This is a genomic window from Gellertiella sp. DMC107, assembly GCF_056313605.1.
The window spans coordinates 307,745-330,478 of the sequence record NZ_JBQUZZ010000002.1; the positions used below are offsets into that span (position 1 = coordinate 307,745).

The 22,734-nt window shown below is 63.6% G+C and carries 15 protein-coding genes; 11 read left to right on the forward strand and 4 right to left on the reverse strand.

Annotation, left to right across the window (positions count from 1 at the left end):
• Positions 1-238 precede the first annotated feature (238 nt).
• Genes ACT54B_RS06945 through ACT54B_RS06965 form a run of 5 tightly spaced genes read left to right on the forward strand, consistent with a single transcriptional unit; the run spans position 239 to position 6,047 of the window.
• On the forward strand, positions 239-490 hold the full coding sequence (locus ACT54B_RS06945; RefSeq protein ID WP_476043870.1) for an acyl carrier protein: 252 nt from the start codon (positions 239-241) through the stop codon (positions 488-490).
• A complete protein-coding gene (locus tag ACT54B_RS06950; RefSeq protein WP_476043872.1) occupies positions 490-1,671 on the forward strand; it encodes an acyl-CoA dehydrogenase family protein in 1,182 nt (393 codons plus the stop codon). Before ACT54B_RS06945 ends, ACT54B_RS06950 begins: the two co-directional genes overlap by 1 nt.
• 4 nt (positions 1,672-1,675) lie before the next feature.
• Positions 1,676-2,584, forward strand: coding sequence for an amino acid--[acyl-carrier-protein] ligase (locus ACT54B_RS06955; protein ID WP_476043873.1), 909 nt, complete (start codon positions 1,676-1,678; stop codon positions 2,582-2,584).
• A 6-nt stretch (positions 2,585-2,590) separates the two neighbouring features.
• On the forward strand, positions 2,591-3,559 hold the full coding sequence (locus ACT54B_RS06960) for a DUF1839 family protein (protein ID WP_476043875.1): 969 nt from the start codon (positions 2,591-2,593) through the stop codon (positions 3,557-3,559).
• Between the two features lie 25 nt (positions 3,560-3,584).
• A complete protein-coding gene (locus ACT54B_RS06965; protein WP_476043877.1) occupies positions 3,585-6,047 on the forward strand; it encodes a glycosyl hydrolase 2 galactose-binding domain-containing protein in 2,463 nt (820 codons plus the stop codon).
• Here the strand turns inward: ACT54B_RS06965 and ACT54B_RS06970 are convergent, their stop codons facing one another.
• A complete protein-coding gene (locus ACT54B_RS06970; RefSeq protein WP_476043879.1) occupies positions 6,048-7,934 on the reverse strand; it encodes a diguanylate cyclase domain-containing protein in 1,887 nt (628 codons plus the stop codon).
• A 223-nt stretch (positions 7,935-8,157) separates the two neighbouring features.
• On the opposite strand from ACT54B_RS06970, the gene ACT54B_RS06975 reads away from it, so the two are divergent.
• Both ACT54B_RS06975 and ACT54B_RS06980 read left to right on the forward strand, forming a co-directional pair.
• Positions 8,158-11,085, forward strand: coding sequence for an aminotransferase (locus ACT54B_RS06975; RefSeq protein ID WP_476043881.1), 2,928 nt, complete (start codon positions 8,158-8,160; stop codon positions 11,083-11,085).
• A gap of 314 nt (positions 11,086-11,399) precedes the next feature.
• Positions 11,400-11,591 carry a hypothetical protein gene (locus tag ACT54B_RS06980; RefSeq protein WP_476043883.1) on the forward strand — a complete coding sequence of 64 codons (192 nt, stop codon included), beginning with the start codon at positions 11,400-11,402 and terminating at the stop codon, positions 11,589-11,591.
• An 83-nt stretch (positions 11,592-11,674) separates the two neighbouring features.
• Here the strand turns inward: ACT54B_RS06980 and ACT54B_RS06985 are convergent, their stop codons facing one another.
• From ACT54B_RS06985 to ACT54B_RS06995, 3 genes are all read right to left on the reverse strand, one after another.
• Positions 11,675-13,936, reverse strand: coding sequence for a methyl-accepting chemotaxis protein (locus ACT54B_RS06985; RefSeq protein ID WP_476043884.1), 2,262 nt, complete (start codon positions 13,934-13,936; stop codon positions 11,675-11,677).
• Between the two features lie 187 nt (positions 13,937-14,123).
• A complete protein-coding gene (locus tag ACT54B_RS06990; protein WP_476043885.1) occupies positions 14,124-14,360 on the reverse strand; it encodes an Lrp/AsnC ligand binding domain-containing protein in 237 nt (78 codons plus the stop codon).
• A 53-nt stretch (positions 14,361-14,413) separates the two neighbouring features.
• Positions 14,414-15,352 carry a LysR family transcriptional regulator gene (locus ACT54B_RS06995; protein ID WP_476043886.1) on the reverse strand — a complete coding sequence of 313 codons (939 nt, stop codon included), beginning with the start codon at positions 15,350-15,352 and terminating at the stop codon, positions 14,414-14,416.
• A 131-nt stretch (positions 15,353-15,483) separates the two neighbouring features.
• On the opposite strand from ACT54B_RS06995, the gene hglS reads away from it, so the two are divergent.
• The 4 genes from hglS to amaB are packed head-to-tail and all read left to right on the forward strand — an operon-like array spanning position 15,484 to position 22,726.
• A complete protein-coding gene (gene hglS, locus ACT54B_RS07000) occupies positions 15,484-16,905 on the forward strand; it encodes a 2-oxoadipate dioxygenase/decarboxylase HglS (protein WP_476043888.1) in 1,422 nt (473 codons plus the stop codon).
• A 25-nt stretch (positions 16,906-16,930) separates the two neighbouring features.
• The gene (locus ACT54B_RS07005) at positions 16,931-19,867 is read left to right on the forward strand and encodes an FAD-binding and (Fe-S)-binding domain-containing protein (RefSeq protein ID WP_476043889.1); all 2,937 of its coding nucleotides are present in this window, start codon (positions 16,931-16,933) and stop codon (positions 19,865-19,867) included.
• Positions 19,857-21,140: an NAD(P)/FAD-dependent oxidoreductase gene (locus tag ACT54B_RS07010; RefSeq protein ID WP_476043891.1), complete on the forward strand. Its 1,284-nt coding sequence runs from the start codon at positions 19,857-19,859 to the stop codon at positions 21,138-21,140. The genes ACT54B_RS07005 and ACT54B_RS07010 overlap by 11 nt, the downstream gene beginning before the upstream one ends.
• A 44-nt stretch (positions 21,141-21,184) precedes the next feature.
• Positions 21,185-22,726, forward strand: a complete 1,542-nt coding sequence (amaB, locus tag ACT54B_RS07015) for an L-piperidine-6-carboxylate dehydrogenase (RefSeq protein ID WP_476043893.1) — start codon at positions 21,185-21,187, stop codon at positions 22,724-22,726.
• Positions 22,727-22,734 lie beyond the last annotated feature (8 nt).

Genomic DNA, 22,734 nt, shown 5'->3' on the forward strand with positions numbered 1-22,734 from the left:
CAGATTTTCCGCAGCCTGTCCTATGCTGAAATGAAACAGGTGTGTATTTCCGTTTCGGTTTTTCCATCCCGGCCTGAACAGGAGAAATATCGCAACCACCTGTATTCAAAGCCATATGAGGGCAGATGTGTAAAAGTTACACAAGTTATGTTATACAACTTTAACTGAGTGAATTATCCGAATTTTATGGAATCCGCGCTATTCCTCTGGCTCGAATTTACCGGAGCTAGGGATCATCATGAACGTCAAAATCCGTGAACTTTTGGGCAAGCTCGGAAATCTGCCGGTTCCTGTCGAAACACTGGCGGACGATGCGGATCTCTACACGGCGGGCCTCTCCTCCTTCGCCTCTGTGCAGCTGATGCTGGGCATCGAGGACGCTTTCGAGATCGAGTTTCCCGACCATCTGCTGAACCGCAAGTCGTTCCAGAGCATTGCCGCCATCGAGGCGACCGTCGCCCAGATCGTCGCATCGAGCGAGGCCGCCTGATGAACATCGCGGCGCCGGTCATAACGGACAGTCTTGCCAGCCGCGCCGCCAGGGTCGCGGAAATCGCCGGGCGTCATGCGGCGGCGGTGGATCAGGAAGGTCGCTTCCCGCGCGAGGCGGTCGCGGCCATGAAAGCTGAAAGGCTTCTCGGCATCCAGGTGCCGGCAAGCGAGGGCGGAGAAGGCGCGACCTTTGCCGACATAGCCGAGCTGTGCTCGGTCATCTCCCAGGCCTGCGCCTCCAGTTCCATGATTTTCGCCATGCATCACATCAAGCTGTCGAGCCTGGTGGAGCACGGCTTCGAAAGCGCCTGGCATACGGAATTCATGCGCCGCGTGGCGGCCGAACAGCTGCTGCTCGGCTCGGCCACCACCGAAGGCGGCATTGGTGGCAACCTGCGCAATTCCATCTGCGCCATCGAGATTGCCGATGGCCGCTGCCGGCTGGAAAAGGATGCAACCGTCATCTCCTATGGCGCGGAAGCGGATGCGATCCTCATCACGTCGCGCGCCCATAAGGATGCGGCCCCCTCCGATCAGGTCATGACCGTCTTCCTCAAGGACCAGTACACGCTGGAGCGCACCCATGTCTGGGATACGCTCGGCATGCGCGGCACCTGCTCCGACGGCTTCCTGTTCAAGGGCGAGGCGCCTGCCGAACAGGTGTTCCCGAAGCCCTTTGCGGAAATTGCCGCCCAGTCCATGCTGGCTGCATCCCATCTCCTGTGGAGCGGCGTTTGGTATGGGATTGCTGCCGATGCGGTGGCGCGGGCCCAGGGCTTTGTGCGCGCCGCGGCCCGCAAGTCGCCTGGCCAGACACCGCCCGGCGCCCTTCGCCTGGCCGAGATTTCCGCCCAGCTCCAGCTGGTCCGGTCCAATGTCGTCGCGGGCCTGAAGACCTATCAGGATGCCCGCCATGACGAGGAGAAGCTCTCCTCCATGGCTTTCTCGGTGGCGATGAACAACATCAAGATCTGCTCGTCCGAGATGATCCTCGAGATCATCAACGGCGCCATGCTGATCTGCGGAATCATGGGCTACAAGAACGGCACGCCCTTCAGCCTCGGCCGGCATCTGCGCGATGCCCATTCGGCGCAGCTGATGATTTCCAACGACCGCATTTACTGCAACACGTCCTCCATGCTGCTCGTGCACAAGCAGGACACCAGCCTTCTGGGGTGAAACGATGGATATGCAGGTTTCCTTTCTCGACCGGCTTTTCGAATCCGGTCTGTTGATCGACACGGGCGTGGACGGTCTTTATGGCCGCTCCGGCCAGTTCGAGGACGTCATTGCCGCCTTCGAGCGGCTGATCGACCGCACCGGCGGGCCTGACGGCGCCGAAGCGATCCGCTTTCCGCCCGGCATGAACCGCGCCTATTTCGAGGCGAGCGGCTATATGAAGAGCTTTCCGCAGCTTGCCGGTACGGTCCATTCCTTCTGCGGCTGCGAGCTGGACCATATCAGCCTCCTGAAATGCATGGAGGACGGCCAGGACTGGACCAAGGGCCAGGAAGCCACCGACATCGTGCTGACGCCCGCTGCCTGCTACCCGCTCTATCCGACCATCGCCAAGCGCGGCGCCGTGAAGGAGGAGGGCCAGCTCTATGACCTCCAGTCCTACTGCTTCCGTCACGAACCTTCCAAGGATCCGGCCCGCCAGCAGCTGTTCCGCATGCGCGAATATGTCTTCATGGGTCCGCAGGACGAGGTGATGGCTTTCCGCCAGCGCTGGATGGACCGCGGCACCGAGATGATGAAATCGGTCGGCCTGCCGGTCGAGATCGACGTCGCCAACGATCCCTTCTTCGGCCGCGCCGGCAAGATGCTGGTCAACAACCAGCGCGACCAGAACCTGAAATTCGAGCTTCTGATCCCAATCACCTCGGTGGAAAAGCCGACTGCCTGCATGAGCTTCAATTACCATCAGGACCAGTTCGGCATCAAATGGGGCCTGAAGTTCAGGAACGACAATCCGGTCCATACCGCCTGTGTCGGCTTCGGTCTGGAGCGCATCGCGCTCGCGCTCTTCCACACCCACGGTCTCGACGTGAAGGAATGGCCGGAGAGCGTCCGCACGGTACTCTGGGGCTGATGGCCGATGGCTGATGTCTTTCCGGGTCTCGATCCGGCCACATACCGCCCGCATGCCCTGCATGCGAGCGAGCGCATGTGGCCGGAAACCAACTGCTATATCGATCTCTGGATCGAGGTGCTGAACACGCTTCGTGCAGCCCCCGAGGCGATGCTCGGCTTCACGCTGACGCAGGATTTCGAGGGCGACCAGTTCACCTTCTTCAAGGTGCCCCTGGAGGATCTCGAACGCCTTTACGGCATCCGCGCCACCGAGCTTGCGATCTTCGACAGCGTCGAGGCCCATGTACTCGAGCAGATCCGGCGCGGCCGGCTCTGCCTGGTCGAGATGGACAGCTTCTTCATGCCCGATACCCATGCGACCGGCTACCGCCGCGAGCATGGCAAGACGACCGTCGGGATCAACCGGCTCGATCCGGACGCCCGCGTGATGGATTATTTCCACAATGCCGGCTACTTCCGCCTGTCGGGCGAGGACTACGATGGCCTCTTCCAGAAGCATCTGAAGGCGGAGGACCCGCCCTTCCTGCCCTACACGGAATTCGCCAAGTTCCCGGCCGTTCTGCCAGACGAGGCGCATCAGCGAAGCGAAGCGCGCCGGCTGCTCGGCCTTCATTTCCGCCGTCGGCCGGAGACGAACCCGATTGCCGCCTTTGCCGCCGTCTTCCCCGCGCAGGTGGAGAAGGTGGCCGACCGGCCTTTCGATTTCTTCCACAAATATGCCTTCAACACGCTGCGCCAGCTCGGCGCGAATTTCGAGCTCGCCGCCACGCATCTGCAGTGGCTGGGCGAGGGCGAGGGCTTTGCGGAAGCGGCGGAGCAGGCGCTGAAGATTTCGGAAGTGTCGAAGACGGTGCAGTTCCAGCTGGCCCGCGCGATTGCGCGCCGCAAGTTCGATCCCCTTGCCACTGCGCTGGCACCCGCTATGGATGCCTGGGACGGCATGATGGACAGGCTCGGACCGGCCCTTGGCTGATTGGTCCGGGGAGGGGACGGGGCACATGGAACGGATTCTGGCGGCAAGTGTGGAGGAAATCCCGCTCGACAAGGGGTGGCAACTGGTCCTTACCTCAGCCGGCCGCCATGCCTTGCCTTCCGATATTCCCGCCGATACCGCGATCCCCGCGGCTGTTCCCGGAACGGCGGCCGGCGCACTGGCTGCAGCTGGCCGCTTCAGCGCTGAAGCCCCCGAACCGCTGATCGATCGGGATGCCTGGTATCGTCTGGACGACCCCCTGCCGGCCGGCGAGGCCGTGCTGCGCTTCGAGGGACTGGCCACCATTGCCGAAATCTATCTCGACGACCGGCTCGTCCTCACCTCCGACAGCATGTTCGAAAGCCATGACCTGCCGGTCTCGCTCAAGGGCGGCGAGCGGCTTTCCCTCTGCTTCCGGGCGCTGAAACCCCATCTGGACAAAACCGGTCCCCGTGCCCGCTGGCGTCCGCGCATGATGAGCCATCAGGGACTCAGGCTCGTCCGCACCACCCTGCTCGGCCACATGCCGGGCTGGTGTCCGGAGGTGCATGCGGTCGGGCCCTGGCGGCCGGTCAGCCTCCTTAAGCCCCGTCCCCATGCCGTTTCCGATCTCATGCTGCATGCTACTCTGGACGGCGAAGGTCAGGGAAAGCTTACGCTTCGCTTCCGTGCGGACGGTCCCGGTCCCTACAGTCTGTCCTGCCATGGCGCCGAAGCGGACTGCACGCGCAGCGAAGAGGGTGTCTGGCAGGCAGAACTCACCCTTCACGATATTCAGCCATGGTTTCCGCACACCCATGGCGAGCCGGTGCTCTACGATGTGTCGCTGAAGACGGCCTGGGGCAATCTGTCCCTTGGCAGCACCGGCTTCCGCAGTCTGACGGTCGACACGGGCGAGGATGGCCGTGGCTTCCAGCTGAAGGTCAACGGCGTTCCCGTCTTCTGCCGGGGTGCGGTCTGGACCACGGCCGACATTCTCACGCTCCCCGGCGGCGAGGCGGATTATCTGCCGCTTCTCACGCAGGCCGTGGATGCGGGCATGAACATGATCCGCATCGGCGGCACCATGGCCTATGAGACCAAGGCCTTCTTCGATTGCTGCGACCGGCTGGGCATTCTCGTCTGGCAGGACTTCATGTTCGCCAATTATGATTATCCGGTGAAGGATGAGGCTTTCCTCGCCCATGTCCGGCGCGAGGTACGCGACCAGCTTGCGCCGCTCTCGGCCGCGCCGTCGCTCGCCGTCCTCTGCGGCGGCAGCGAGATCTATCAGCAGGGGGCGATGCTCGGCCTGCCCCGGATGATCTGGGAAGGGCCGCTGTCGGCGAGCCTGCTCAAGGACCTGTCCGCCCTTTACCGTCCCGATTGCCTTTATGTGCCGAACTCCCCCTTTGGCGGGGCCATGCCCTTTGCCCCCAACGAAGGCGTCACCCATTATTACGGGGTCGGAGCCTATGAGCGACCGATTGAGGATGCGCGCCGCGCCGATGTGCGCTTCTCGGCGGAATCGCTGGCCTTCGCGCAGGTGCCGCAGCAGCGGACGCTCGATGCCCATCTGCCCGTTCCCGCGGTGCATGATCCTCGCTGGAAGGCCCGCGTGCCCCGTGACCGCGATGCCTCGTGGGATTTCGAGGACACGCGCGATCACTATCTGGAGCGCCTCTACGGCCTCGATCCAGCCCGTCTGCGCCGCGAAGATCCCTCCCGTTATCTGGATTTCTCCCGTGCGGTGACCGGCGAGGTTTCAGAAGCCACCTATGCGGAGTGGCGCCGGACAGGTAGCCGCTGCGGCGGCGCCCTCGTCTGGACGCTGCGTGATCTTCTGCCTGGCCCCGGCTGGGGCGTGATCGACAGCACGGGAGAACCGAAGCCGGTCTGGTATGCGCTGAAGCGGGCCTTTCGCTCGCTCCAGGTTCTGCTTACCGATGAAGGCACCAACGGGCTCGATATTCATGTCATCCATGAAAGGCCGGAGAGAAAGACGGTGCGGCTGGAGCTTGCCTGCCTGCGGGACGGTCGGCAGCCCGTTGTCTCTGCCGCACGCGAACTGGTGCTGGACGGGCGAACAACCATCCGGTTCGCTGCAACCGATCTCTTCGGCGCGTTCTTCGACACCACCTATGCCTTCCGCTTCGGTCCCCCGTCTCACGATGTGACGGTGGTGCGGCTGAAGGATGTGGAAACGGGTGAGTGTCTTGCCGATCACGTGCATTTCCCGCTCGGGCGACAGGTTGCGCTGCATGCGGGGGGCCTTGAAACCAGTCTGGTAAAGGATGACGCCGGCTGGACCTTGAAGCTGATCGCGGATCGCTTCCAGCAGTCGATCGAGATCGAGTGCAATCTGTTTCGTGCGGAAGAGGACTGGTTCCATCTTCCTCCTGGAGAAACGCGGAACATCCGTCTGTGGCCGAGACCAGGCACGCCCGACGATGCCATGCCGTCCGGTACGGTCCGGTCGCTGAGCTCCCGCACCGCCTTCCCCTTCTGATCAGCGCTTGCCGTCCCGTTTCATCGGCAGCCGGGGAAGGATGACCTCTTCCCGTCCAACCGCAGGAAGGCCGTCTTCGGTCCGCAGCAATAGGCATCCCATGGCGCTGTCCAGGATCGTCTGGTCGGGGCAGCCGGAGACATCCGCCACGATGGTCATCCCGAAGGCATGCGCAAAGGCGCTGACCGCTTCCAGAACGCGGGGCTGTTCGAGCTCCAGGTTGGAGGGGGCCAGCATGGAATGATCAAGCTTCAGCCTGTCCGGCGCCAGTCGCAGAAGGCCGATGAGCGACCCCTCTCCATCGCGAATCCCGCTGATGGCGAGCTGCGCGCCGAGCGATTTCATGAGGGTCGCAGCCTTCAAAGTGGAGGCGGTAATGTCCTTGAGCGAATCGGAGGCGCTCAGCTCGAAGCAAAGCCTTGCGGCCAGCCGGTCGGCGCGCCTTGCCGCATCGATCAGCGCGGCGGATGCGAACACGTCGCCTGAAATGGACAGGGAGACCCGGGGCAATGAAAAGCCGAGCCCCTGCCAGAAACGCAGGTCGTCGATCACGGAACGAACGAGGTGCAACTCCAGATCCTGAAGCAGGCCCATCTCTCGAAGGTCGGGCCGGAACTCCTCGAGCGAGAAACGGCCGAGCACCGGATGGTCCCAGAAAGGCGCTGCCTCCAGCCCCGCCAGCTCGCCTGTGTGGCCTTCGACCTGTGCGCGGTAGAGCGCACGAATTGCGCCTGTCTCGATCGCCGCACGGATCTCGCTCGACTGGAAAGGGGCCGGCTCTCGCCCATGCATGTCCGGCCGATAGAAGACAACCCGGCCTCGCCCATGTCTTTTCGCGCTGTAAAGGGCAATATCCGCATCCCGCAAAAGCGAGCCGACCGGCCGATCCTGTCCGACAGCGATACCGAGCGACGCGCCCGTGACGATCCGCTTGCCGTCGATCTCGATTCCTTGCCCGATCCGTTCGACCAGCATTTGTGCCCGGCGGCGCAAATCGGCCTCGTTGGCCGCATGCGGCGAGACGATGACGAATTCATCGCCGCCCATGCGGGCCGCGACGTCGCCCTGGCGGAGCAGCGAGCGGATCACCCGTGCCGCGGCCTTGAGCACCCGATCGCCCGCCTCGTGACCGAAGAGATCGTTGGCCTCCTTGAAGTGATCGAGATCCACATGCATCACGGCGAGATGGCGTCTCTCGATTTCCTCGTCGAACTGGCGGCAAAGCCGGTCGAACAGCCGACGGTTCGGAAGGCCGGTGAGATAGTCGTGATCCGCCGCATATTCGATCTGTTCGCGGGTCTCCTGAAGGGCGGATGCGCGCTCTTCGGCCAATCGTCTCTGGTCGGCGAGGTCGCGGGCCAGCTCCACATCGGCCGTCACGTCCCATTCGGCTCCGATGAAACCCGGTTGGCCACTGCCATCGAGAAAGTAGTTTGCCATCGATCGGATATATCGGATCGATCCGTTCGGCAGCATGATGCGGAATTCCGACCGGTACGAGCCCTTTCGCTCGACCGCCCTTTCGAAGTCGGCAATGGCGGCTGCCCGGTCGTCGGGATGCAGCGCGTTCATCCATATGTCCACCGGAACCCGGTCGGCGGTTGGCTCTGTTCCGTAAAGCAGGTGCATACGCCTGTCCCACGTGACGGTATGGTGGACCAGCGAATGCTCCCACACACCGATATGAGACGCGCCGAGGGCCAGATCCAGGCGGCGTAGCAGGGCCTGATATTCGTCCTCGGTATGAAGATGGGTCTGGATGTCGAAGCCCCGGAAGCCGGATTGATAGCGGTTGCTCTCCGCTTTCTTTGGGAGAGCCTCTTCGGCAGACGGCTCTCCGATGGCGGGCATGCCCTTCACTGTCGTCCGGTCTCCCTGGTGGTACATGTTCGCAGAGTCTAACCAAAAGGTGTGAATCAGAACCTTAGACTCTCACCCAAATTCATCCACCTGAATTATAGTATAATAAATAACCAGTATCTGAACTCGGGCAAGAAAAGGCTGAATAATCGGCGAAAGGGCCCCAAAGCCCGCTTGTTCCCTCGTATTGCCGCCTTCCCAACCCCATCGCCCATGATTAAAGTGGGTGTGGATTACCGAGGGGATGTAAATGACGAATGATGTGCTTCTTCAACGCATTGAGACGCCCAGGCCGGACGTGACGGCGGGAGAGGCAGCGGCCATTCTGGAAACTTTCTACGGCCTGCGTGGCGAAATTGTGGAGCTCGGCAGCCAGCAAGACCGCAATTACCGCATAGTCTCGGAAGAGGGGCCCTTCGTGCTGAAGATCTGCCGTTCCGATTATGCGACGGTGGAACTCGAGGCGCAAAATGCCGCGATGCTGCATATCAGCGGCAAGGAAGGGGCGCCCCGCGTGCCGCTGCCCCGCCGCGCCCGCAATGGGGACGATATTCTCTTCCTTGCCGTGGGAGGCGTGGATTATCAGGTCCGTCTCCTGTCCTATCTGGAGGGAGAGCCTCTCACCCGGCGCAAGCACATGTCGCTGCAAATGGTGGAAGGGCTGGGCGCCCTTGCCGCGCGGGTGGCCCTGCTTCTGGCTGATTTTGACCATCCCGGTCTGGATCGCGAGGTGCAGTGGGATCTGCGCCGGGCTGGACCTGTGGCGCTGCGGCTTCTGTCGGCGGTCTCCGATCAGGCCAAGCGGGATCGGATTGCCAAGGTCATGGTGGCAGCGGTCAAGCGGCTGCAGCCGCTTGCGCCGGCCCTGCGCGTCCAGCCGATCCATCATGACATCACCGATGATAATGTGGTGGCCCGGCCCGATGCGAATGGCCGCATGATTGCCGATGGGGTGATCGATTTCGGCGATATCGTCCAGGGCTGGCTTGCGGCGGATCTGGCCGTGACCTGCGCCTCCCTGCTGCATCATGCGGATGGCGATCCCTTCTACATCTTGCCCTGCATCCGCGCCTTCCACGCCATTCACCCGCTCACCGAGGCGGAAGCCCGCGCGCTTTGGCCCTTGATCGTGGCCCGCGCCTCGATCCTGGCGGCGAGCGGCGAGATGCAGCTTTCCATCGATCCCGACAATGGTTACGTCGCCGCCAATCTGGAATTCGAGCGCGAGATTTTCGAGCTCGCCGCCCGAACGCCCCATGTGCTCATGGAAACCGCCATCCTGCAGGCTACGGGCTTTGCTCCGCCCGTGCCGGCGCTGCAAGACCCGGGCCCGCTTCTGCCCGGTATCGAGGCAGGCCAGATCCGTTTTGCCGATTTTTCCGTTCTGAGCCGAAGCATCGTTGAAGACAACTGGGCCGATCCGCAAACCGAGATGAGGGTGCTGGAACAGGCAGCCCGCGAAACGGGCATTGCCGTTGCCCGTTTCGGCGAGCACCGGCTGACCCGCACCGAGCTTCTCAGCCCGCGCGAACCGCAAAGCGTCTCGCTGCATCTCGCCGTCTGTCTGCCCGCCGGTTTCCAGGCGGCTGCTCCCTTTGCGGGCCGCATCGAACGGGATGGCCACAGGACGCTCCTGGCCGGTGCCGACGCCACCCTTTTCCTGGAAGGTCTGGATGCGGCGCATGAAAGCGGCATTCCGGTCGAGGCGGGTGAGCCACTCGGCACGGTGTCCGGCGAGCAGGGGCGCTTCGGTCATCTCGCCATCCAGCTGTGTGTCGGGCAAGGTCTCGTGCCGCCCCATTTCGCAACGCCCACCCATGCCGAAGCGTGGAAGGCGCTCTGCCCGTCGCCATCGGTTTTGCTCGGTGCGGATTGCGATGCTGCTCCGCTCGAGGGCGAACGGTTGATGGCGCGCCGCAAGGCGAATTTTGCCCAGGTCCAAAAGAACTATTATCGGGATCCTCCGCAGATCGAGCGCGGCTGGCGCGAATTCATGTTCGACACGCGCGGTCGCGCCTATGTCGATATGCTGAACAATGTGGCGATCGCCGGTCACGGCCATCCGCGCCTTGCCGAGGCGGCGGGCCACCAGTGGTCGTTGCTCAACACCAACTCCCGCTTCCATTATGCCGGCATTGCTGAGTTTTCCGAACGGCTGGCCGCGTTGGCTCCGGAAGGGCTCGATACGGTTCTGCTGGTCAATTCCGGCTCGGAAGCGGTCGACCTCGCCTTGCGTCTTGCCTGGGCCTGGACCGGGGCGAAACATGTCGTTTCCCTGCTTGAGGCCTATCATGGATGGACCATGGCAAGCGATGCGGTTTCCACCTCGATTGCCGACAACCCGGCCGCGTTGAATACCCGGCCCGCATGGGTGCACCCGGTCGTGTCACCCAACACCTATCGCGGTCCCTATCGGGGCCCGGATAGCGGACCCGCCTATGCGGCCCATGTGCGCCAGACGCTGGAAACGCTGGATGCGCGGGGCGAACGGCTGGCCGGTTTCATCTGCGAGACGGTCTATGGCAATGCCGGTGGCATTCCACTGCCCGATGGCTATCTGAAGGAGGTCTATGGCCTCGTGCGTCAGCGCGGCGGCCTGTGCATCGCGGATGAAGTGCAGGTCGGCTATGGCCGCCTGGGTCACAGCTTCTGGGGCTTCGAGCAGCAGGGCGTGGTGCCTGATGTCATCACCGTGGCGAAGGGTATGGGCAATGGCCATCCGCTCGGCGCTGTCATCACCCGCCGTGAGGTGGCCGATGCCCTGGAGAGGGAAGGTTACTTCTTCTCCTCATCCGGCGGCAGCCCTGTAAGCTGTGCGATCGGCATGACGGTGCTCGACATCATGCGTGACGAGGGGCTGCAGGAAAATGCGCGCATCGTCGGCGATCATCTGAAGGCCCGGCTCGAAGCGCTGTGCCAGCGCCATCCGATTGCCGGCGCGGTGCACGGCATGGGCCTCTATCTCGGGCTTGAATTCGTCCGCGACCGCAACACCCTGGCCCCAGCCACCCAGGAAACCGCGGCCATCTGCGATCGGCTGCTCGACCTCGGCATCCTGATGCAGCCGACCGGCGATCATCTCAACGTCCTGAAGATCAAGCCACCGCTCTGCCTGTCCGTCGAAAGTGCCGATTACTTCGTGGACATGCTGGATCGGGTCCTGACCGACGGCTGGTGAGTTCTGCGACGCCCGACCTCCCGGAACGCCGTTCGGCCGCGCGCCGTGCGGCGTTTTTCGTTTCTCAAGACAGCCCGATGCGCTTTTCACGATCTTGCCCCCTTTCTGTCATCATGTCGAAAAGAAAGCTCCTTAAGAGCCCGACTGTCGATGCTGACGGGATGAGGAGCAGCGGAATGTCAGCGGGCGTCTTGAACGGCCCGCTCCGCGGAACCATCTCCGAAAGCATGGCGTTTGGGAGCCGGTGAGAATGGCAGGCCCGGGAAGGGCGGCCCGAAAGACCGGTCTCGCTTTAGCGCACAGGAGACTGAAGAATGCAAAGACAGGTCGTTGAATATGCCGGAGTGCCCGTTGGAATTCTCATTCCTGACGCGGACCGCATGAAATTTATCGCCGTCAAGTTCCACGTTCACGATCTCGATGAACGACACTTCGATTCCGCCAAGGATGTGAAGGACGCCATCCGCGAACTCCTTCACAGTCGAAAGCCCACCTATCTTGGCTGATGCCGGTCTGCGCCTGCGCAGATCTCTCTCCGGTCCGGCCGGAAAACAGGGCTCCGGCAATATGCCGGAGCCTTTTTCGTTGGTCATGCCGCCCGGCGAGCCGAGCCGGCCCCTTCATGAGTCAAGCTGAAATTCTGCAACAGACCTGCAAGAGCGGTCGCCTCGTGCGCCAGCGTGTGGCTGGAGGCGGTGGTCTGCTCCACCATGGCCGCATTCTGCTGGGTGTTCTGGTCGATCACGTTGACCGCTGTATTGATTTCGCGAAGTCCGGTCGCCTGTTCGCGCGAGGCCTCCACGATGGCCGCCACGTGACGGTTGATTTCCAGCACTTCGCCGACGATCTCCCCAAGCGCCTTTCCGACTTCGCTGACGAGAGTGACACCGTCATTGACCTGGCTGCCAGAGACGGTGATCAGATCCTTGATTTCGCGCGCTGCCTTTGCCGAGCGCTGTGCCAGTTCACGCACTTCCATGGCCACGACGGCAAAGCCTTTGCCTGCTTCGCCAGCCCGTGCAGCCTCCACGCCCGCATTCAGCGCGAGAAGATTGGTCTGGAAGGCGATTTCGTCGATGACGGAGATGATCGTATTGATCTGGCGCGAGGACTGCTCGATGGAAACCATGGCCGCCGTGGTGCGATCCGCAAGTGCGCTGGACCGCTCGCCCCGTTCCTTTGCGCGTGCGACAAGCGCCCCCACCTCTTCCGCACGCTTGCGGCTGTCCGCCACGGTCGTGGTGATTTCCTCAAGGGCGGCGGCCGTTTCCTCCACGGATGCCGCCTGTTGTTCGGTCCGGAACGAGAGATTGCTCGCGGCCTTGCTGATTTCCCCCGTACCGGAGTGAATCACGGAGACCGTCTGGCCGACCGTCGAGAGAGCCCCGTCCAGCTGGGCGACCGCTTCGTTATAGTTGACCCGCAGCATGTCGAGATGTGCCACGAAGGGTTGGCGGATCCGGAACTGAAGATTGCCGGTTGCCAGTTCGCGCAGGGCTTCGGCCACACCTTCCACGGCCTCGGCCAGTTGCGCGGCTTCCAGCGCCTTCTGCCGTTCCCGCTCCAGCCGTTCGGCCTCCGCCTGCTGACGCAGCGCCTCGGCTTCCGCCTCCATGCGGCGTTTGTCGATGGCCGCATCCCGAAAGACCGCAACCGACCGCACCATGTCCCCGATCTCGTCGGCCCGTTTCTCGCCGAGAAGGGCGATCTCCGTATTGCCCCCCGCAAGATCTTTCATGGCGCCGACGAGCAGCACGATGGGCCGCATCAGCTGGCGGGAGAGCAGGGTGCTGACAAGAAGGGAGGCAAGCAGAAGACCCAGGGCGGCCAGCGAAACCATATTCCGCATGGCAACGACCGGTGCCTGCGCCTCGTCCTCCCCCTTCAGCGCACCGATGGCCCAAGTGGTGCCGTGATAGGCAACCGGCTCGAAGGCGGCGAGACTTGTCATGCCCCGGTATCCCTCAAGGGTGCCGATCCCCGGGGTTCCCTTGATGGTGCTGTCGATCAGCGGGCTGTCGATCTTGACCTTGAGCGTGTCATTGTCCGGCGTGCGGACGGAATCGATGGTCAGCAGGCGATCCTTGTTGACCAGAATCGTCTCGCCCGTTTCGCCGAGACCCGTATTGTTGGAAAGGGTCTCCAGAAACTTGTTCATCGGCATCTGGATGGCCAGCACGCCGATGGTGTGGCCATTTTCGCGGATCGGTCGCGCCAGAAAGGCAGCCGCATCGCCATTGGACGGCGCATAGGGGGTGAAGTCCGAATAGAAGATCGCCGCGTCGTCTGTCGCGGCCATGGCCTGCCGGTAGATCTCTCCGAGGCCGGACTGGGCATAGGGACCTGTCCTGAAATTGGTGCCGAAATCCGCCTCCTTGAACACGGTATAGACGGCGTCACCCTTCGCGTTGAAGAGGAACATGTCGTAATATCCATAGGTCCTTAAGTGTTGCCGAATGAAGGGGTGAATCCGCTGGTGCAGCGTGTCATAGGCATTCTGGTTCGCGCTATCGAGCAGGTCATGCTGTCCTGCGGGATGCGGATTGTTCGTCACATAGGCGGATCTGAGTTTTTCGAGACCGCCTGAACCCAGCGCTGCCACTTCAGTGTCGAAAGCCTTGAGCGCGCCGATGATTTCGGGGCTGGCCGCTGTCAGCTGGATATCCTTGTCGATGGAGCCGAGCAGCTGCTGCAGATCATGCTTTCGGTCTTCGGCATAGGCGTTCAAGGTTTCCACCGTTTGTCGATTGACCTCGCGGCTGGCGAAGGAGAGGGCAATCGTGGTGGAAACGCCGACGGCAAAGACGGTCAGGAGTGCGGCGGCGAGGGGCAGTTTGCGGGATACCAGCATTTTTCCGTCCTTGGGAAAGGCGTACGACATCCGTTTTCATGACGGAACCAGGCCAGGCATCGGACCGGAGAACGCCACGGGCAGCAGCGTTTCATAGAAAGGATTGCAGTTATCAATTAAAATATAGGAAATACATAATGTAAGAATTGGCCGATTGCCCCCATTACGATGCAATCGGCCCGGCTATTCAGAACGCAGTGAAAGTAAGGGTTGTCAGGGAGCGGACAATGCCCGGAATGCAAGCAATATTCTCGTTAATGAACTTGCCAATATCGTTCTCGTCCCGAATATAGACTTTTAGAAGAAGATCATATTCGCCGCTGGTCGAGTAAAGTTCCGAGACAAGCTCGGTCTTGTAGATGGCATCGGCCACCTCATAGGTTTTGCCGGGCGCGCATTGGAGCTGCACGAAAATCGGTTTCATCGGGGCCTCGCAAATCGGGACTGGCTGCGCCGTCGTCAAACGGCTTCGGGGCACTATGCGGAAATTTCGCCGCGTCTGGCAAGGGGGCGAGCCGCGCTCTCCGCGCTATCACGGGCTTCATCGGTAATCCAGTTGCGAAAGGCGACGAGCGGCGGATAGGCGGCCCGTTCGAAGGGGACGGCCAGAAAATAGCGCTCCGCGCTTTCCATCGCCGGGCCGACGGTAACGAGATCCCCCCGCTCCAGTTCCTCGCGGATGAGGAAACTCGGCAGCAGGCCCACGCCAAGCCCGGCGGTCGCAGCCTGCGCGGCGGTCGCGAACTGGTCGAACAGCATGCCCTGCACACCCTCCGCCTTGATCCCCTGCGAGGCAAACCATTTCTCCCAGGCATCGGGCCGGGTGGCGAGATGGAGGAGAGGGCGTTCCAGCAGATCCTCGGGTCGTTCGACCGGATTGTTGTCGAGAAAATCCGGGCTGCAGGCGGGCACGGTCTCCTCGCTCATCAGGAAGGTCAAGTCTGCGCCCGGCCAGTGACCGAGCCCGAAATGGATCGCCGCGTCGATCAGGTCCAGCCGGAAATCGAAGGGCGAGAGCCGCGTGACGAGGTTGATCGTGATACCCGGATGAAGCCGCAGGAACCGCCCGAGCCGCGGCGCCAGCCAGCGCGTGCCGAAGGTGGGGAGGATGGCGAGGTTCAGCGTGCCCCCATGCGGATTGGCCTTGAGATTGAGCGAGGCGGAGGAAATGCGCCGAAGCGCCTCGCGGATCTCGCGCGCATAGCTGTCGCCGGCAAGCGTGAGCCGGATGGTCTGGCGCTCGCGCACGAAGAGCGTCACGCCGAGCTGTTCCTCCAGCGCCTTGATCTGCCGGCTGACGGCGCTCTGGGTCAGGTCGAGCTCCTTTGCGGCCGTGGTAATGCTGCCCGTGCGGGCCGCCGCCTCGAAGGCGGCGAGCAGGGCGGTGGAGGGCAGGAATCGGCGGGGCGCAACCATGGAATCATTCCGTTTCAGAATGAACTCTTGAACAAATGCCGATATTCCCCGCCGAAAGCGGAATGTAAAGTCATGACAAAGGATAATTTTGGAATGATGGCTCCGGCCATCCATCGCAAAGGTCTTCTCCCATGGCAGCATCCCGCCCCGAATTCGTATCCTCGGATATGATCCGCTCGCTCTTCACCGAGGCCATGTCGGCCATGTATCGGGAAGAAGTGCCGCAATATGGTACGCTGATCGAGCTGGTCGCCGATGTGAATGCGGAGGTGCTCGCGGCCGATCCGACGCTGAAGGCCCGGCTTGAGGCCTTGGGCGAGCTCGACCGCATCAATGTGGAGCGCCATGGCGCGATCCGTCTCGGCACGCCGGAAGAACTCTTCACCATACGCCGCCTGTTTGCCGTCATGGGCATGGAAGCGGTCGGCTATTACGATCTCTCCATGGCTGGTGTGCCGGTCCACTCCACCTGTTTCCGTCCGGTGGACGAGGTGGCGCTCAACATCAACCCCTTCCGCGTCTTCACCTCCCTTCTGCGTCTCGAACTGATCGAGGACGAGGCGCTGCGTGCCGAGGCGCAGGCGATCCTCTCCCGCCGCAAGATCTTCACCGACGGCGCGCTCGCCATGATTGCCCGCTTTGAGGAAAAGGGCGGCCTGACGGAAGACGAAGCAAAGACCTTCGTCGCCGAGGCGCTCGAAACCTTCCGCTGGCACTCGGAAGCCACCGTATCCGCCGAAACCTACAAGCGTCTGCACGATGCCCACCGCCTGATTGCCGACGTGGTTTCCTTCAAGGGCCCGCATATCAACCACCTGACGCCCCGCACGCTCGATATCGATGCCGTGCAGGCCGGCATGCCCAAGCGCGGCATCACGCCGAAGGCGATTATCGAAGGTCCGCCGCGCCGCAAGGTGGATATCCTGCTGCGCCAGACCTCCTTCAAGGCGCTCGAAGAACCCGTCCAGTTCGTCGGCGATGCCGCAGCCGCCGGCACCCACACCGCCCGCTTCGGCGAGATCGAGCAGCGCGGCGTGGCCCTGACGCCGAAGGGCCGGGCCCTTTACGACAAGCTGCTCAACACTGTGCGCGGCGAGGTGCAGGTGAGTGCTGCCGGTGCTGGCGCCGGCGATTACATGAGCGAGCTTTCCGCCCGCTTCGCCGATTTCCCTGACGATGCCGATACGCTGCGCCGCGAAAGTCTGGCCTTTTTCCGCTATTCCGCCACCGAGGCGGGCCGGAAGGCCGTCGCCGAAGGCGCGAAGCTTCAGGCCTCCGTCGAGGAACTGCTGAAGGCCGGCTTTCTCCGGATCGATCCGATTGTCTATGAAGACTTCCTGCCGGTCAGTGCCGCGGGCATCTTCCAGTCGAATCTGGGCACCGACCAGCAAGTGAATTATGCCGCCCGCGCCAACCGTGCCGCCTTCGAGACGGCCCTTGGCGCCAAGGTGGAGGACGAGCTGGAACTCTATGCCGCCACCCAGAACAACTCGCTCGCAGCCGCCCTTCAGGCGCTGGGCTTTGCCGCCCCGCAGCTGAAGTCCATCGCCTGAGTTGTCTGTGGGCGCGCCGGTCTTCATGCCAGGCTCTGTCGAGGAACGGCTTCCGCCGTTCCTCGCAGCACTTCGTGCGGCCGGCTTTTCCGGTGACATTGCCGAGGATACGGCAAGCCGCATCGTCTATTCGACCGACAATTCCATCTATCAGCGCGCACCCGCAGCCGTCGTCTTTCCCCGGGATGGAGACGATGTCGCGCGCGTCGTGCGCGCGGCGGCCCTTCATCGCATGCCCGTCACCGCGCGTGGTGGCGGCACGGGTACCAACGGCCAGTCGCTGACATCCGGCGTGCTCGTCGATTGCTCCCGCCACATGACCCGCGTGCTCGCCTTCGATCCCGAGGCCCGCACCATCACGGTCGAGCCGGGCATGGTGCTCGACCAGCTGAATGCCTTTCTGAAGCCGCATGGCCTCTTCTTCCCGCCGACCGTCTCCACCGCATCGCGCGCCACCCTCGGCGGCATGATCGCGACCGACGCCTCCGGCAAGGGGTCGCGCATCTATGGCCGCACGTCTGACTATGTCGAGGCGCTGGACGTGGTGCTTGCGGACGGTTCGACCGGCCGGGTGAAGACGGAGGATGCGACGGGGCTCCGGCGGCTCGCTGCCGAAGGTGGACGCCTTGCCATTGCCACCGCCCGGGTGATCGAGATGGTCGACGCTCACCGCACCGAGATCGAGGCGGTCTTCCCGAAGATGAATCGCGGCCTCACGGGCTACAACCTTCTGGATGTGAAGAGGAGCGATGGGCGCATTCGTCTGCAGAAGCTGCTCGCCGGTTCGGAAGGCACGCTCGCCTTCACCCGCGCCGCAACGCTCCGGCTGATCCCGCGCCCGGCTTTCCGGGCCATCGCCGTTCTGCGATACGCGTCCTTCCGGGCAGCGCTTGACGATATCGCCCGGCTGCTCAGCGCCGACCCGGCGGCAATCGAGATCATGGACGACAAGGTTCTGGCACTGGCCCAGGAAGATGTCGTCTGGGCGAGCCTCGAAAAGGTGCTGGGCGGGGCGACCGACCGGCCGGTTGCCGGGCTTAACGTCGTGGAATTCGTCGGCGACACGAAGGAGGCCGTGGAGGCTCAGCTCGATCGGCTCGCCCGGCTGCCCGCCTCGACCGATGCCGACCTGATCGACCAGATCACTGTCCGCGACCAGGCGCTTGTCGCCACGGTCTGGGACCTCCGCAAGAAGGCTGTCGGCCTGCTCGGTCGGCTCGGCGGCGTTCCCTTCATCGAGGATACGGCGGTGCCGCCGGAAAGCCTGCCCGCCTATGTGGCGGAGTTCCGCGCGCTGCTCGATGGCCATGGCCTCGATTACGGCATGTTCGGCCATGCGGATGTGGGCTGCCTGCATGTGCGCCCGGTGCTCGACCTGCGCAATCCCGATCACGCGGCACTGATCCGCCCCCTCAGCGATGCGGTCGCGGCCTTGACCAAGCGCTATGGCGGCCTGCTCTGGGGCGAGCACGGGCGAGGCGTGCGCGGGGAATATTCGCCGCTCTTCTTCGGCCCGGAGCTGACACCCGTGCTTGCGAAGATCAAGGCGGCCTTCGATCCCGGCAATCTCTTCAATCCCGGCAAACTCGCGGTTCCCGCCGAGGGTCTGACCGTCGACCGTATCGACGGTGTGCCCTTCCGCGGCAGCTTCGACCGTGAGCTGGATCATGCCCACGCGGACCGCTTCGGCAAGGCTGTCGCCTGCAATGGCAATGGCGCCTGCCATGGCTGGGATGCCTTCGATCTGATGTGCCCGTCCTACAAGGCGACGCGGGATCGCAACCAGTCGCCCAAGGGCCGTGCGGCGCTCCTGCGCGAATGGGCCCGCCGCCGGAGCACGGGCGAAGACCGGGATGCCGCCTTCCGTCCCTTCGAGGAGGAGGTGAAGGCTGCGCTCGATACCTGTCTCTCCTGCAAGGCCTGCGCGAGCCTCTGTCCCGTGAAGGTCGATATTCCCGCCATGCGGGCTGATTTCTTCGCCGCCTATTATGAAAACCGCAAGCGGCCGCTGCGCCACCGCGGGCTCGGGCTTCTGGAAGCGGGCCTTGTCGCCGCCCAGAAAATGCCGCGCCTTGCCCGTCTCGCAAGCGGTTCGAAGCTGATTGCGGCCATTGCGGACAAAGCCTTCGGCCTCGTCGATCTGCCCGCCTATCACGCTGCCCGCAAGGCCTCCGCCGCGCCGGTCGGCCCGGCCAATGGTCGTCCGGTCGTTCTCCTCGAAGACCTCTTTACGGCGAGCTTCGACGGTCTGTCGGTCGAGGCCGCGGAATCCCTGCTCGTCCGGCTCGGCTACCGGGTCAGCCGCCGGGCAGCCCGCCCGAACGGCAAGGCCCTGCAGGTGCTCGGCTTTATTGGTCCTTTCCGCCGCATCGCCGAAGCAAGGCTGATCGAGGTGGATGCGCTTGCGGAAGGCGGCGTTCCGGTCGTCACCCTCGATGCCGCGATCGGTCTGATGTTTGCAGACGATTATGCGAAAGCAGCAGGCCGTGCGCCGAAGGCCCCGGTCTTGTCGCTCGAACAGTTCCTCACCGCCGAGCTAGACTCCGGGCGGATGAAACCGCCAGTTCCGTCAACGGCAAAAACCCTCACGCTGCTTTCCCATTGCACCGAGCGCGCGGCCCGTCCGCTCGCGCCGAAACAGTGGCAGGCGATCTTTGTGGCCTTCGGCATCACGCTTGAAACGCCCGCTGCCGGCTGCTGCGGCATGGCCGGCATGTTCGGGCATGAAAAAGAGCACAAAAGCCTCTCGGAAACGCTTTTCCGGATGAGCTGGCAGCCAATTCTTGATAGAGCAGAGCCGAATGCGGTTCTCGCCAGCGGTTTTTCCTGCCGCTGCCAGACGGAGCGCTTCGGCGGCTTCCGTCCCCGGCATCCGGCGGAAGCGCTTCTGGAGGCCATTTCCGGTGCGGCAGAGCCCTCCGGCCCGCACGGTTTGAAGACAGGTGATATCCATGCTGAATGATCCGAGATCCCACGGCCTTTGGGAAAAGACCGCCCCGCCCGCGCCCGAGACGCGCCCGCTTCAGGGCGACGTGACGGCGGATGTCGTCATCGTCGGCGGCGGCTATACCGGCCTCTCCGCCGCGCTGCATCTGGCGCAGGAAGGCACCCGGGTGGTCCTGCTCGAAGCCAAGGAAATCGGCTTCGGCGGTGCGGGCCGCAATGTCGGACTGATCAATGCCGGCATGTGGGTCATGCCCGACGACTTGCCGAACGAACTCGGTGCCGTCCATGGCGAACGCCTGCTCGACCTGCTCGGCAATGGCCCGCGTGTGGTGATGGATCTCATCGACCGGCACCAGATCGCCTGCGAACTCGAGCGCAACGGCACGCTGCATTGCGCCGTTGGCGATGCCGGCCTGAAGGAAATCGAGGACCGCGCCGCCCAGTGGCAGAAGCGCGGCGCGCCCGTCACGCTTCTGTCTTCAGAAGAAACCGCCCGCCGGGTCGGCACGTCAGCCTATCGCGGCGCCCTGCTCGACATGCGGGCCGGCACCCTGCAGCCGCTCGCCTATGCCCGAGGCCTTGCCCATGCGGCGCTGAAGGCGGGTGCTGTCCTGCATACGGCAAGCCCCGTCATCGCACAGGTCGAGACCGCTTCCGGCTGGACCGTGAAGACCGAGAAGGGCACCGTCACCACCTCCTGGCTGGTCGTCGCCACGGATGCCTATTCGGAAGGCCCCTTTGCCGCCGTGCGCAACGAGCAGGTGCATCTGCCCTACTTCAATTTCGCCACCGTGCCGCTCGGCGACAACATGCGCCGCTCCATCCTGCCGGGCCGCGAAGGCGCCTGGGATACGAAGGAAATCCTTTCCTCTTTCCGCATGGATCAGGCCGGACGTCTCGTCTTCGGCAGTGTCGGCGCGCTCCGCAATGCTGGCGCCACCATCCATCGCGACTGGGCCCGCCGTTCGCTGAAGAAGCTCTTCCCCGAGATTGCCGACGTGCCTTTCGAGACCGAATGGTATGGCAAGATCGGCATGACCGACAATGCGTTGCCGCGCCTCCACCGCTTCGGCCGGCAGGCCATCGGCTTCTCCGGCTATAACGGGCGCGGCATTTCGCCGGGCACCGTCTTCGGCAAGGTGCTGGCCGAGCACATTCTCGGCCGCATGTCGCTCGAAGCGATGCCGCTGCCCGCCACCGATATCCGCGAGCCCGGTTTCCGGGCCGCGAAGGAAGCCTGGTACGAAGCCGGTGCGGCGGTTGCCCATCTGGCAGGCGCCCGGCTCTGACCCCATCTGAACCCCATTCACCCCGCGAACCTGGAAAGAACACCATGACGCTGACCAAATCCGCCCTTGCCCCCGAAGTCGCCGCCATCATGGGCCGCCTTGGCGTCGCCGCAGACCGCTACACCGGCGGTTCGCTGGCCGTTGCCTCGCCTGTCAATGGCGAGAAGATCGCCGATGCGGTTGAAGTCACCGCCGCTGCCGCCAGCGACGTGATCGCCAAGGGCCACCAGGCCTTCCTGTCCTGGCGTCTCGTGCCCGCCCCGAAGCGCGGCGAACTGATCCGCCTGCTGGGCGAAGAGCTGCGCACCCACAAGGCCGATCTCGGCCGCCTCGTCTCCATCGAAGTCGGCAAGATCACCTCCGAAGGCCTCGGTGAAGTGCAGGAAATGATCGACATCTGCGATTTCGCAGTCGGTCTCTCCCGCCAGCTCTACGGCCTCACCATTGCCACCGAGCGCGCCGATCACCGCATGATGGAAACCTGGCACCCGCTCGGCGTTGTCGGCATCATCTCGGCCTTCAACTTCCCCGTGGCCGTCTGGGCCTGGAATGCCGCACTCGCTCTCGTCGCCGGCAATGCCTGCGTCTGGAAGCCGTCGGAAAAGACCCCGCTGACCGCAATCGCCGCCCATGCCATCTTCGACAAGGCCCTGAAGCGCTTCGTCGCCGAAGGCGGACAGGCCCCTGCGGCCCTCTCGCAGCTTCTCATCGGCGGCCGTGATGTCGGCGAAGTCCTCGTCGACGACCCCAAGGTCGCGCTCGTTTCGGCGACCGGTTCCACCGCCATGGGCCGCATCGTCGGCCCGAAGCTTGCCGCCCGCTTTGCCCGCTCGATCCTCGAACTCGGCGGCAACAATGCCGCGATCGTCGCCCCGACCGCCGATCTGGATCTCACGCTCCGCGGCGTCGCCTTCGCCGCCATGGGCACCGCCGGCCAGCGCTGCACCACGCTCCGTCGCCTCTTCGTGCATGACAGCGTCTACGACCAGCTCGTGCCGCGCCTCGTCAAGGCTTACGGCTCGGTCACCATCGGCAACCCGCTCGAAACCGGTACGCTGGTCGGCCCGCTGATCGACAAGCTGTCCTATGAGCGCATGCAGAAGGCGCTGGCCGATGCCAAGGCAAACGGTGGCACCGTGCATGGCGGCGAGCGCGTGCATGAAGCCGATGCCCCGAACGCCTATTACGTGCGTCCGGCGCTGGTCGAAATGCCCGCCCAGTGCGGCCCGGTCGAGCACGAAACCTTCGCGCCGATCCTCTATGTCATGAAGTATTCCAACTTCGACGACGCGCTGGAGCTGAACAATGCGGTTCCGCAGGGTCTCTCCTCCTCCATCTTCACCAACAACATGCGCGAAGCCGAAGCCTTCGTTTCGGCCCGTGGCTCCGATTGCGGCATTGCCAATGTCAATATCGGCCCGTCGGGTGCGGAAATCGGCGGCGCCTTCGGTGGCGAAAAGGAAACCGGCGGCGGCCGCGAATCCGGCTCGGATGCGTGGAAGGGCTACATGCGCCGCGCCACCAACACCGTGAACTACGGCGCCTCGCTTCCGCTCGCCCAGGGCGTGAAGTTCGACGTGGAATAAGGAGAAAC

Coding starts and splice junctions, on each gene's coding strand:
- ACT54B_RS06945 (WP_476043870.1), top strand. CDS start 239: ATGAACGTCAAAATCCGTGAACTTTTGGGCAAGCTCGGAAATCTGCCG.
- ACT54B_RS06950 (WP_476043872.1), top strand. CDS start 490: ATGAACATCGCGGCGCCGGTCATAACGGACAGTCTTGCCAGCCGCGCC.
- ACT54B_RS06955 (WP_476043873.1), top strand. CDS start 1,676: ATGGATATGCAGGTTTCCTTTCTCGACCGGCTTTTCGAATCCGGTCTG.
- ACT54B_RS06960 (WP_476043875.1), top strand. CDS start 2,591: ATGGCTGATGTCTTTCCGGGTCTCGATCCGGCCACATACCGCCCGCAT.
- ACT54B_RS06965 (WP_476043877.1), top strand. CDS start 3,585: ATGGAACGGATTCTGGCGGCAAGTGTGGAGGAAATCCCGCTCGACAAG.
- ACT54B_RS06970 (WP_476043879.1), bottom strand. CDS start 7,934: ATGTACCACCAGGGAGACCGGACGACAGTGAAGGGCATGCCCGCCATC.
- ACT54B_RS06975 (WP_476043881.1), top strand. CDS start 8,158: ATGACGAATGATGTGCTTCTTCAACGCATTGAGACGCCCAGGCCGGAC.
- ACT54B_RS06980 (WP_476043883.1), top strand. CDS start 11,400: ATGCAAAGACAGGTCGTTGAATATGCCGGAGTGCCCGTTGGAATTCTC.
- ACT54B_RS06985 (WP_476043884.1), bottom strand. CDS start 13,936: ATGCTGGTATCCCGCAAACTGCCCCTCGCCGCCGCACTCCTGACCGTC.
- ACT54B_RS06990 (WP_476043885.1), bottom strand. CDS start 14,360: ATGAAACCGATTTTCGTGCAGCTCCAATGCGCGCCCGGCAAAACCTAT.
- ACT54B_RS06995 (WP_476043886.1), bottom strand. CDS start 15,352: ATGGTTGCGCCCCGCCGATTCCTGCCCTCCACCGCCCTGCTCGCCGCC.
- hglS (WP_476043888.1), top strand. CDS start 15,484: ATGGCAGCATCCCGCCCCGAATTCGTATCCTCGGATATGATCCGCTCG.
- ACT54B_RS07005 (WP_476043889.1), top strand. CDS start 16,931: ATGCCAGGCTCTGTCGAGGAACGGCTTCCGCCGTTCCTCGCAGCACTT.
- ACT54B_RS07010 (WP_476043891.1), top strand. CDS start 19,857: ATGCTGAATGATCCGAGATCCCACGGCCTTTGGGAAAAGACCGCCCCG.
- amaB (WP_476043893.1), top strand. CDS start 21,185: ATGACGCTGACCAAATCCGCCCTTGCCCCCGAAGTCGCCGCCATCATG.